This is a genomic window from Virgibacillus ndiopensis, from assembly GCF_900187325.1.
GTDB lineage: Bacteria > Bacillota > Bacilli > Bacillales > Amphibacillaceae > Virgibacillus_E > Virgibacillus_E ndiopensis.
The window spans coordinates 838,261-850,159 of sequence record NZ_FZMZ01000005.1 but is presented as its reverse complement, the minus strand read 5'-3'; the positions used below and the strand labels follow the sequence as shown (position 1 = coordinate 850,159).

10 protein-coding genes, 1 other RNA gene and 1 other annotated feature are annotated in these 11,899 nt (G+C 36.4%); of the genes, 8 read left to right on the top strand and 3 right to left on the bottom strand.

What is annotated here, in order from left to right:
• The first annotated feature begins 171 nt into the window (after nt 1–171).
• On the top strand, nt 172–2,373 hold the full coding sequence (locus CS937_RS11675; RefSeq protein ID WP_099158624.1) for a RelA/SpoT family protein: 2,202 nt from the start codon (nt 172–174) through the stop codon (nt 2,371–2,373).
• Between the two features lie 12 nt (nt 2,374–2,385).
• Nucleotides 2,386–2,832 (top strand): D-aminoacyl-tRNA deacylase, encoded by a 447-nt coding sequence (gene dtd, locus CS937_RS11670; RefSeq protein ID WP_099158623.1) that lies wholly within the window; start codon nt 2,386–2,388, stop codon nt 2,830–2,832.
• 70 nt (nt 2,833–2,902) lie between these two features.
• Here the strand turns inward: dtd and CS937_RS11665 are convergent, their stop codons facing one another.
• Nucleotides 2,903–3,979, bottom strand: coding sequence for an N-acetylmuramoyl-L-alanine amidase family protein (locus CS937_RS11665; protein ID WP_176555823.1), 1,077 nt, complete (start codon nt 3,977–3,979; stop codon nt 2,903–2,905).
• A gap of 98 nt (nt 3,980–4,077) precedes the next feature.
• Here CS937_RS11665 and CS937_RS19495 point away from each other — a divergent pair, with 98 nt between their 5' ends.
• The 4 genes from CS937_RS19495 (at nt 4,078) to ssrS (ending at nt 7,971) form a co-directional block, all read left to right on the top strand.
• Nucleotides 4,078–4,251, top strand: a complete 174-nt coding sequence (locus CS937_RS19495; RefSeq protein WP_176555822.1) for a hypothetical protein — start codon at nt 4,078–4,080, stop codon at nt 4,249–4,251.
• Nucleotides 4,252–4,321: 70 nt separating this feature from the next.
• Nucleotides 4,322–4,541 (top strand) — a binding site (T-box leader).
• A gap of 73 nt (nt 4,542–4,614) precedes the next feature.
• On the top strand, nt 4,615–5,898 hold the full coding sequence (hisS, locus tag CS937_RS11660; protein ID WP_099158621.1) for a histidine--tRNA ligase: 1,284 nt from the start codon (nt 4,615–4,617) through the stop codon (nt 5,896–5,898).
• Nucleotides 5,898–7,679 carry an aspartate--tRNA ligase gene (gene aspS / locus CS937_RS11655; protein WP_099158620.1) on the top strand — a complete coding sequence of 594 codons (1,782 nt, stop codon included), beginning with the start codon at nt 5,898–5,900 and terminating at the stop codon, nt 7,677–7,679. Before hisS ends, aspS begins: the two co-directional genes overlap by 1 nt.
• A 101-nt stretch (nt 7,680–7,780) precedes the next feature.
• Nucleotides 7,781–7,971: non-coding RNA, 6S RNA (ssrS, locus tag CS937_RS11650), on the top strand.
• Nucleotides 7,972–8,060: 89 nt separating this feature from the next.
• On the opposite strand, the gene CS937_RS11645 is transcribed toward ssrS, so the two are convergent.
• Both CS937_RS11645 and CS937_RS11640 read right to left on the bottom strand, forming a co-directional pair.
• Nucleotides 8,061–8,741, bottom strand: a complete 681-nt coding sequence (locus tag CS937_RS11645) for an RsfA family transcriptional regulator (RefSeq protein ID WP_099158619.1) — start codon at nt 8,739–8,741, stop codon at nt 8,061–8,063.
• 110 nt (nt 8,742–8,851) lie between these two features.
• On the bottom strand, nt 8,852–10,135 hold the full coding sequence (locus tag CS937_RS11640; protein ID WP_099158618.1) for a replication-associated recombination protein A: 1,284 nt from the start codon (nt 10,133–10,135) through the stop codon (nt 8,852–8,854).
• 158 nt (nt 10,136–10,293) lie between these two features.
• Between CS937_RS11640 and cymR the strand changes: the two genes are divergently transcribed.
• Both cymR and CS937_RS11630 read left to right on the top strand, forming a co-directional pair.
• The gene (gene cymR, locus CS937_RS11635; protein ID WP_099158617.1) at nt 10,294–10,713 is read left to right on the top strand and encodes a cysteine metabolism transcriptional regulator CymR; all 420 of its coding nucleotides are present in this window, start codon (nt 10,294–10,296) and stop codon (nt 10,711–10,713) included.
• Nucleotides 10,714–10,746: 33 nt separating this feature from the next.
• Complete coding sequence (locus CS937_RS11630; protein WP_099158616.1) at nt 10,747–11,892, top strand: cysteine desulfurase family protein; 1,146 nt, start codon at nt 10,747–10,749, stop codon at nt 11,890–11,892.
• Nucleotides 11,893–11,899 lie beyond the last annotated feature (7 nt).

Sequence of the window (11,899 nt, the reverse complement as noted above, 5' to 3'; positions counted from 1 at the left end):
TAATATATTTTTTGTAACATAATTGGCTCTCATGAATAGGCTAGTATATTTAATGAATTTATTTTAAATCCTATATTATAATGTTTTTTCCTTTACATTTATACTAAAATTTTCGATACTATTAAAAAGGCATATTCATGATTATTCTCTAAAGTGAATTAAGGTGATTACATGGCAAAAGAAGCTATCTTGACAATTGAAGACATAGTAGATAAGGCTCGACAGTATCTTACGGAAGATGATGCTGCTTTTATTCGTCGTGCATTCCAATATGCCGAGCATGCACATGCAGATCAATTTCGGAAATCTGGTGAGCCTTATATTATCCACCCGGTTCAGGTTGCAGGCATTTTAGTTGAGCTTGAAATGGATCCTGAGACAATTGCCGGTGGATTTTTACACGATGTCGTTGAAGACACAGATGTAACCGTTGACCAATTAGAAGAGGAATTTAATCATGAAGTTGCCATGCTCGTTGACGGTGTAACGAAGCTAGGTAAGATTAAATACAAATCAAAAGAAGCGATTCAAGCTGAAAATCATCGCAAAATGTTTGTTGCAATGGCAAAGGATATTCGGGTTATTTTAATAAAATTAGCTGATCGTTTGCACAATATGCGCACACTAAAACATCTACCACCAGCAAAACAACGTCGTATTTCTAATGAAACGTTAGAAATTTTTGCACCTTTAGCTCATCGTTTGGGGATTTCTACTATAAAATGGGAGTTAGAGGATACTGCACTACGCTATTTAAACCCACAACAATATTATCGGATTGTACAATTGATGAAGCAAAAACGCGAACAACGAGAATCGTATATTAAAGATGTAATGGATGAGGTAAATCATCAGCTGGAAGAAGTTAATTTAGAAGCAGATATCTCTGGTCGGCCTAAGCACTTATATAGTATTTATCGTAAAATGGTTAAGCAGAATAAACAATTTAATGAGATATACGATTTGCTGGCTGTTCGAATTATTGTTGAAAGTATAAAAGATTGTTATGCCGTATTAGGAATTATTCATACGTGCTGGAAACCGATGCCTGGCAGATTTAAGGATTATATTGCAATGCCGAAGCCAAATCTTTACCAATCCTTGCATACAACGGTTATCGGTCCAAAAGGTGATCCACTTGAGGTTCAAATACGGACGAAGGAAATGCACGAAATTGCTGAATATGGTATTGCTGCACATTGGGCATATAAAGAAGGTCGACAATTAAATAAAGATAAGCAATCATTTGAAGAAAAATTAACTTGGTTCAGAGAAATACTTGAATGGCAAAATGAAACCCACGATGCAGAAGAATTTATGGAATCGTTAAAGGTAGATTTATTTTCTGATATGGTTTATGTCTTCACCCCTAAAGGTGATGTGATTGAATTGCCATCAGGTTCTGTACCACTTGATTTCGCATACAAAATCCATACGGAGATTGGAAATCAAACAATTGGTGCCAAAATAAACGGGAAGATGGAACCGCTCGATTATAAATTAAAAAACGGAGATATAATTGAGGTAATGACTTCAAAGCATTCGTATGGACCATCACAGGATTGGCTAAATGTTACACAAACTTCGCAAGCAAAAAATAAAATTAAACAATTTTTTAAAAAACAACGACGTGATGAGAATGTTGCAAAAGGGAAAGATTTGGTTGAGAAAGAAATTAGAGCGTTATCCCTTGAGCCGAAAGACGTTCTCACGCAAGAAAATTTAAAACGAGTTTATGAAAAATTTAACTTTACAAATGCTGATGATATGTATGCAGCGGTTGGATATCAAGGTTTGACAGCGGCAATTATCGCAACACGTCTTACAGATAAAATTCGTGCTACCCAGAAAAAAGAACAGGACCTCGCACAAACACTTGAAAATGTCAAAAGTGAAGTAAAGGAAAAGAAATCTCATAAACGAGACTCTGGTGTTCAGGTTGAGGGCGTCGATAATCTGTTAGTTCGTTTATCCAAGTGTTGTAATCCGGTTCCGGGTGATACGATTGTAGGCTATATTACCAAAGGTCGTGGAGTATCCGTTCATCGTGCTGATTGTCCAAATGTGCAAACAGAAGAAGCACAACAACGTTACTTGGAAGTTAAATGGAAAAGTGAACAAACAGATAAAAAACAATATCATGTTGATTTAGAAATCTCGGGTTATGATAGAAGAGGTCTCTTAAATGAGGTATTACAAGCTGTTAATGAAACAAAAACAAATATCACACAAGTTAATGGTAGATCTGATCGAAACAAAATGGCAATCATAAATATAACCATTCTAATTCATAATACGAATCATTTACGGAAAATTGTTGAACGTATCAAACAAATAAAAGATGTATATACAGTAACGAGAACATTGCAGTAGAGGAGCATTGGAATGAAAGCTGTTATTCAGTGTGCTAAAAATGCAAGTGTATCGGTAAACGAAGAAATTATCGGTGAGATTAAACATGGTCTAGTTGTACTTTTAGGCGTAACACATGAGGATACGGAAGATGATAGTAGCTACTTAGTGAATAAAATCGTTAACTTACGTATATTTGAGGATGAAAATGAAAAAATGAATTTGTCCTTAAAAGATGTAGATGGAAGTGTCCTGTCAATATCCCAATTCACTTTATATGGTGACACAAGAAAAGGGAGAAGACCAAATTTTCTACAAGCAGCAAAACCAGATCATGCAAATAATATGTACCAACGATTTAACGAGCTCTTATTGCAGCAAAATATTACAGTGGAAACAGGAGAGTTTGGTGCAATGATGGATGTGCAATTCACAAACGTTGGACCGGTTACATTGGTTTTGGATAGTAAGGAAAAATAAGAAGGATGGCTAATTTTAGCCATCCTTTGCTTTTTGATCTTGCTTCAGACCAGTCGACTTCTTAATCTTCTTAATTCCTATTTCCGAAATACTTGGCAAATCCGTTGACGATACCTTTTACCAGCTTTTTTTGATAGGCGTCTGTCAATAAAAGTTGTTCTTTTTCCAAATTTGACATAAATCCTAGTTCTACCAGAACACCAGGTTTAAAGGTTTGTCTAATTACATGAAAATCACCAAATGTAATTCCTCTATCTTTCGCATTTGTTTCTTTTATTACCTCTTGTTGGATAAACTTGGCTAAATTTTTGTTTTGATCGTAATAATAATATGTTCCGATTCCTGTTACATTTGGCAATGTTGGTACACTATTATAATGAATACTAATAAATGCATCGGCATCTACTATATTTGCAAGGCTTGTCCGACTGCCTAGTGCAATAAACTCATCGTTTTTTCGCGTTAAGACTACTTCTGCACCTAGTATGGAGAGCTCTTGTTTTAATTCCATCGCAGTCTTATAGGCAACATTTTTTTCATAGGAGCCGCTTGCGCCGATTGCTCCTACATCACGTCCACCATGTCCGGCATCAATAACAATTGTTTTGCTTTTTAATCCAGTAGCAAATGAACTAGATTTCTTGTCCACAAATGGTTTAAAGATAAATCCTTTAATCTCACCATTTGAGATTTCATACCATTCATTCGTTTCTGAAATAACATCAAATTTTTCACCTTTGTTAACAAAGTCGGTAATCTCATAATCCGTTGATGGACCTTTGCGAATATGTGTGTTTTCATATTGGATCGTTATAGATTTATTTTCTTTACTATCAGATTTTGTCTTTGAGGCATCATCTGAATTGGAAGAAGTGACAGAACTAGTATCTTCACCTGAAATAGTAATATAATCATCTGTTATCCATCCAGTACTATTTTCTAACTGGATCTCAACCCAACCATTTTGTCTTTGTAAGACTGGATATTTTTGATCCGTATGTACCTGACCTATTTTTTTATGATCTGTTCCTGGGCCAGACCGTACATTTAAGTTGTCCGTATTAACTAATGCTTCACTTGCATTAACTATCGTCTGGAACAACAGAAACAAAGTTAAAAATAGTACAATTGTTGTTGTAATACGCAAAAGTAATTTCCTCCTATGGATCGTATATGTAAACATAACTATATTTTAATAAAAATATTGTTTTTAGGCAAAGATAGAGCTATGGGAGGAATTCTATTATGCGATTACATGAAAAACATTGGAATTCAACAATTAATAATGGCATCCAAGGGGTGGATCTTCATCGATTCATGGAATTAGAGGGTCACGCTAATCATATGGAAATTGCCCAAGAGTTAGGAATCTCATTGGGTGAGGTTAAAATGTTGAAGAAAAAAATCAATCGTGCTTGACATTAGATTATAGACAGATTATGATTATAATCATTCAACAATCAAGTTATTATTAATATGAAATTAAAATAGTACCCCGTTGAGGGAAAAAGTAGTTAGAATTCAGATGGAAAGAGAGAAGATGTCATCGGCTGAGAGCATTTTCACATTATGATCTAATGAAAGACATTCCTTAGGTTCTGTATCGAAATAAAGTAGGTATGGACGTTTTGCAGGCGTTAACTGTGAAGAGCGGATGCATAGTTTTGCATTAACTAGGGTGGCAACGCGGGTTAACTCTCGTCCCTTATATTTTAAGGGACGGGAGTTTTTTGTATAGTTTTTTATAAGGTAATTACACGTGAAAATTGGGGGTTTTATTAAATGACAATTAATGCACCACGCGGGACAGTTGATGTTTTGCCTAAAGATGCAAAGAAATGGCAATTTGTTGAAAATACAATTAAGAATGTTTGCAACCGATTCAATTATGAAGAAATCCGTACACCAGTATTTGAACATACTGAGTTATTTCAACGAGGTGTAGGTGATTCAACAGATATTGTACAAAAGGAAATGTATACCTTTGAAGATAGAGGGGGAAGAAGCTTAACACTTCGTCCAGAAGGTACAGCTTCCGTGACTCGTGCGTTTGTACAAAATAAGTTACATGGTTCACCAATTCAACCAGTAAAACTTTATTATTTCGGACAAATGTTCCGCTATGAACGACCTCAAGCAGGAAGAATGCGTCAACTTAACCAATTCGGTACGGAGGTGTTAGGGAGTGCTAATCCGGCTATAGATGCAGAAGTAATTGGTCTTGCAATGACATGTTATCAAGAGCTTGGATTAAAACACTTAAAGCTTGTTATTAATAGCTTAGGTGATAATGAGAGCAGAAAAAATTATCGTGACGCTTTGATTGAACATTTTTTACCGCATAAAGATGAGTTATGTAGCGATTGCCAAACTAGGCTATCACAAAATCCATTACGTATACTCGATTGTAAAACAGATCGTAATCATCCGGCAATGCAAACTGCACCATCAATATTGGAGTATTTGAACAATGAATCAAGAGAGTATTTTGATCAAGTTAAAGAATATTTAACAATGATGGAGATTCCGTATACCGTAGACAAAAATTTAGTCCGTGGGTTGGATTATTACAACCACACTGCATTTGAGATTATGAGTGAAGCAGAAGGTTTTGGAGCTATTACGACACTTTGTGGCGGTGGAAGGTATAACGGCCTTGTCGAGGACTTAGGTGGACCAAATACTCCAGGTATCGGCTTTGGTCTTGGTCTCGAGCGGCTGCTTCTAGCACTTCAGGCTGAAAATATTGAATTACCGATTACAGAAGAATTGGACTGTTACTTCATTGCTGTAGGTGAAGAGGCTGAAAAACAAGCCGTTCGTATTACGTATGAATTAAGGAAACAGGGAATACAGGTCGACAAAGATTATCTGGATCGAAAAATGAAAGGGCAGTTTAAAGCTGCTGACCGTTTACACGCGAGATATGTGCTAATCTTAGGTGATGAAGAGTTAAACAATCATGTTATTAATGTCAAATCAATGCAAACAGGTGAACAAAAGGAAATACCTATTTCAGAGGTAGTTCAACAATTGAAAGAGATGCTTCAAGGAGGAAAAGCGTAATGGAAAAACGTATATTAGCGGGGACGCTTCGATCATCGAATATAGATCAAGAAGTTTTATTAAAAGGTTGGGTACAAAAAAGACGGGATTTAGGTGGACTAATATTTATTGATTTACGAGATAAATCCGGTCTTGTTCAAGTTGTATTTAACCCATCTTCAAAAGAAGCGTTGGAAACAGCTGAAAATGTGCGCAGTGAATTTGTTGTTGAGATAAAAGGAAAAGTGGTCAAACGTGACGAGGCAACTGTTAATGAAGCAATGGAGACAGGAAGTATCGAGGTTGTAGCAGAAGATATCGTTATACTTAATAAAGCAAAAAATCCACCTTTTCAAATTCAAGATGAAACAGATGTTGCAGAAGATTTAAGATTAAAGTATCGATATTTAGATTTACGTAGAAATGATTTGCAAAAAACGTTTAAGCTTCGTCATCAAACAACACAGACAGTAAGAAACTTTTTAAACGAAGATGGATTTTTAGAAATGGAAACACCAATTTTAACTAAAAGCACTCCTGAAGGTGCACGCGACTACTTAGTTCCAAGTCGAGTTCATTCTGGAGAATTTTATGCACTTCCACAGTCACCACAGCTATTTAAACAGTTGATTATGATGTCTGGTTTTGAAAAGTACTATCAGATTGCAAGGTGTTTTCGTGATGAAGATTTACGGGCGGACCGTCAGCCGGAATTTACGCAGATTGATATCGAAACATCGTTCATGTCAAGTGATGAAATCATGGAAATGACAGAAAAAATGATGCAAAAAGTGATGAAAGAAGTTAAAAACATTGATATTTCATTACCTTTAAAACGCATTAGGTATGACGAAGCAATGGAGCGTTATGGATCAGATAAGCCTGACACAAGATTTGCAATGGAGCTTATTCATGTATCCGATATTTTAAAAGATTCGTCATTTAAAGTTTTTCAAGGTGCACTAGAAGCTGGTGGTAAAGTTTGTTTACTTAATGTAAAAAATGAAGCGGCGAACTACTCACGAAAAGATATTGACAAACTAACTGAGTTTGTGAAGGTATACGGTGCTAAGGGCCTTGCATGGCTGAAGGTTGAAAATGATGAAGTAAAAGGCCCAATTGCTAAATTCTTATCAGAAGAAGAAAAGGCTGGAATTATTGACCGTGCTAGTGCAACCGATGGAGATTTATTACTTTTCGGTGCTGATAAAACTGGAGTAGTATATGATAGTTTAGGTGCTTTACGATTGAAACTTGGTAAGGAATTGAAGCTTATTGACGAAACAAAATTCAATTTCCTATGGGTTACCGATTGGCCACTGCTTGAGTATGATGAAGATTCTGAGAGATATTTTGCTGCACACCATCCATTTACAATGCCCGTTGCAGAAGATTTAGAAAAATTATCGACTGATCCAGGAAGTGTCCGGGCTGTTGCCTATGACCTAGTATTAAATGGCTATGAACTCGGTGGAGGCTCGCTCCGAAATTACAAACGTGAGCAACAGGATAAAATGTTTAAGGTATTAGGATTTACAAAGGAAGAAGCGGAAGAACAGTTCGGCTTTTTACTTGATGCATTAGAATTCGGTGCACCACCACATGGTGGTATAGCTTTAGGTTTGGATCGAATTGTCATGTTACTCGCAGGTAGATCTAATCTTAGAGATACGATATTATTTCCAAAAACCGCTTCAGCATCAGATTTATTAACAGATGCACCAAGCAAGGTTAGTACAGATCAATTAGGGGAGTTATCTATAAACGTAAATGAAAAATATGACTCAAACAACGATTTGTAGTGAAATTGTAACATGTGTAACGTATTTTTCATTTTGAATAATATTGAAAAAGTATTATCGGTATGCTACGATAATGTTACAATAATTAAACAATTTAGAAATCAATCCTGATGTGTTCGTCTTTTATAATCGTTTTGACCGAACACCTATATACTCGGGAGCCTGAAAGGTTTTTATATTGCGTGAACGCCTCTTTATACTTATCATGAGGACTCATAAAGTATAAAACAGGGCACCCACCTGCTGAGAGCGGGATCAAAACTAGAAATCGGACGGCACAATTGGGATTGATAGAATACATAATAAAAACAGGATGTTCCGTTATTGGTGGAACATCCTGTTTTATATTCTAAAAGATTATTAACTTTCGCTATTTAGTTATTACTGGTTTGATCCTTGGGCTAGCTGTTGAAGGTTCCCATTTTTATCCATGCGAAATGCGGGTGGTTTCATGGAACCTTGATCATCTAGAACAGTCATTTTTCTAGCACGGTCCATAATTTGGATGAATACTTGATAGTCTTCCTGAATTGTTGCTAATTGTTCTTCTGTATCCGCTAACTTTTTTTCCAACTCATTTACATGGTCTCGCAACATGTTATTCTCTTTTTGTGTTTGTTCTAGTGATAGCTTTGATTGATTAGAAGCATGATAGTCTTTTTTAAGTTCTCTCAAAAAGCGAATAACCATGTCCATTGTCAATTGTGGCTGCTCAACTATATTTGATACTTGTTCTTGGGTTGTATCCTCTTCATAGGTTGGTTTTTCTTCATAATTTTGTGCTAAAGGTAATATAGTTTGTTTTGGTTTTTGTGGTTTCCCTGCCATAGCACGTTTTCGTTCTTTTCGTTGTCTTTTTGCAAGATCAATAGCATGGTCATATTTTTGTCTGACTTCTGCATTCCAACGAAATCCGCATGCTGCAGATGTACGATTTAACTTATCACCCACTTCTTCAAATGCATTTAATTGGGTGCTGCCTTCTCTAATATGGCGTAATACGGTTTCTGCTAATAATAAGTCGTCCTCGTGTGACCAAGCATCTTGTCTAACTTTAACCAATTTGTTCATCTCCTTTTTCGGTAACAGCAATTACATAATTCCATAGATTTTATAGTTCGTGACTACCTCTATCATCTATTGTGACCGCTGGAAAAAGGAAATATACCTAACTAGTGAGTATTGTTTTTGTCTTTCTGGATTTTTTCATATACTTGCTTTAGTGCTTGTTCAAATTTACCAGTCTTTTTAGGCTGATAATAGTATTTGTTTTTTATAGAGTCTGGCAAATATTGTTGGCTAATCCAACCATTCTCATAATTATGTGGATATTTGTATTCTACTCCACGTCCTAGATTTTTTGCACCTTGATAATGGGAATCTTTTAGATGGATAGGAATGTCTCCACTTTTTCCCTTGCGAATGTCGGCTAACGCAGTATCTAGTGCCTTGTATGCAGTATTAGATTTTGGTGATAAACTTAATTCGACAATAGCAACAGACAAAGGAATTCGAGCTTCTGGAAAACCTAATCGCTCGGCAGCCTGCACTGCAGCAACTGCTCTTGGTCCTGCTTGTGGATTAGCGAGTCCGATATCCTCATAGGCGCATACGATCATCCTTCTGGCAATACTATCTAAATCACCAGCTTCAATCAATCTACCTAAATAATGAAGCGCAGCATTTACGTCACTACCGCGAATGGATTTCTGAAAAGCTGACAGTACATCGTAATGGGCATCTCCGTCTTTATCATGCGAAAAACTTTTCTTTTGCATACACTCTTCTGCAATATCTAATGTTATTACAATTTGATTGTCATTATTTTTTGGTGTTGATGAAACGGCTAGTTCCAATCCGTTTAGTGCGGAGCGCATGTCACCGCTCGAAGCGTTGGCTATGTGTTCCAATGCTTCGTCTGTTATATCAATATCCTGATCACCAAGACCATTTACATCATCAACTACCGCACGTTTTAAAGCTGTCAATATATCAGATGGTGTTAATGCATATAGTTCAAACAAGTGACATCTACTTCGTATCGCTGGATTAATAGAATGGTAAGGATTGCTAGTGGTACAACCGATTAATGTCAGTAAATTACTTTCGACGTATGGTAATAAAAAGTCCTGTTTTCCTTTGTCCAGACGGTGTACCTCGTCAAGTATTAATACAACTTGTCCTGTCATTTTTGCTTCTTCAACGACTATCTCCATATCCTTCTTCTTGTCGACAACAGCATTTAGCATTTTTACAGGAATGCCTAAGCTTTTTGCTAAAGCAACTGCCATCGAGGTTTTACCTGTTCCAGGGGGGCCAAATAATATCATGGAGGCTAATCTTTCAGCCTGAACCATTCGATTTAGAATTTTACCCTCTCCAACTAAGTGTTCTTGTCCGATAATCTCACTTATATGTGTTGGTCTCATACGGTATGCAAGTGGTTTTTGTTTCATTTTTATCGTCCTTTATATAAAATAATAGTTTGCTTTACCTTATCAAAAGGCTATATCTGATTCTGATGAAATGCAAGAAACATCCTATTCATGCTATAATATCATGTATTGTAATTATACCGTTAAAATGTGCATGTTTAAAAACTGAGGTGTTTACTATGAAAATTTCAACTAAAGGTCGATATGGATTAACCATTATGATTGAGCTTGCAAAGAATTTTGGTGAAGGTCCAATATCGCTTAAATCTATTGCGCGTGATAAAAATTTATCAGAACATTATTTAGAACAATTAGCATCCCCACTTAGAAATGCTGGTTTGATAAAAAGTATACGAGGAGCATATGGAGGGTATATTTTAGCCAAACAGCCAGCGGAAATAACTGCAGGAGATATTATACGCGTATTAGAAGGACCGATAACCCCTGTTGAAGGTATAGAGGAAGAAGAACCAGCAAAGCAGGCATTGTGGCTGCGAATTCGAGATGCTGTTAAAGATGTACTGGATACAACAACATTGGATGATTTAAAAGATCATGAAGATGATAAACAGCAAGAATCCTACATGTTTTATATATAAGTTAGGTATTACAAATAGAAAGGAAAGGTAGACATGGAACACATTTATTTGGATCATGCGGCAACAACACCTGTTAATAAACAAGTAATTGATGCAATGTATCCAATTTATGAAGAGGTGTTTGGTAATCCATCTAGTGTTCATTCATTTGGTAGAAAAGCAAGAAGCCTTCTGGACGAAGCAAGACGTGTGTTGGCGAACAGCATTCATGCAAACGAAAAAGAGATTGTTTTTACAAGTGGTGGAACAGAAGCAGATAACCTTGCTCTTATCGGGACTGCATTTGCCAATAGGAATAGAGGAAATCATATTATTACAACTGTTCAGGAACATCATGCCACCCTTCATACTGCGGAATACTTGGAAAAATACGGCTTTGATATCACCTATTTACCAGTTTATGAAGATGGAAGAATTTCCATAGATGATTTACGAAGTGCAATAACGGAGGAAACGATTCTTGTATCGATCATGGCTGTTAACAATGAGACAGGCGTTATTCAACCGATTCAGGAAATTGGTCAACTTCTAAAGGACCACAAGACCTATTTCCACACAGATGCAGTACAAGCATTTGGGATAATGGAGTTGAATGTAAAAGCATTGGGGATTGATTTGTTATCCGTTTCTTCGCATAAAATCAATGGTCCAAAAGGAATTGGTTATTTATATGTGGCAGATGGTGTTAAACTAAGCCCTTTACAATATGGGGGAGAGCAAGAAAGAAAACGGCGAGCTGGAACGGAAAACGTTGTAAGCGCGATTGGTTTTCAAAAGGCTGTTGAGCTAGTAGGGGAAGAACGAGAAAAACGTGCAGATACGTATAGCCAGTATAAAAACCAATTCTTAAAGGTGTTAGAGGATAAAAACATTGATATAGACATTAATGGAAATCCTGAATTAACAATTCCGTCTATTGTTAATATTAGTTTTCCCGGGATGAATGTTGAAACGCTACTTACAAATTTTGATTTGGAAGGAATAGCTGCATCTAGTGGAAGTGCATGCACTGCCGGATCTGTTGAGCCCTCACATGTTTTAACAGAAATGTATGGAGCAGAGAATCCACGAACAACTAATTCGATTCGCTTTAGTTTTGGATCAGCTAATACAACAAGTAATGTTGACGAAGCGGCGAATCGTGTTGCTAAAATAATTGAACGGTTAACTTCTAGATAAGGGTGGT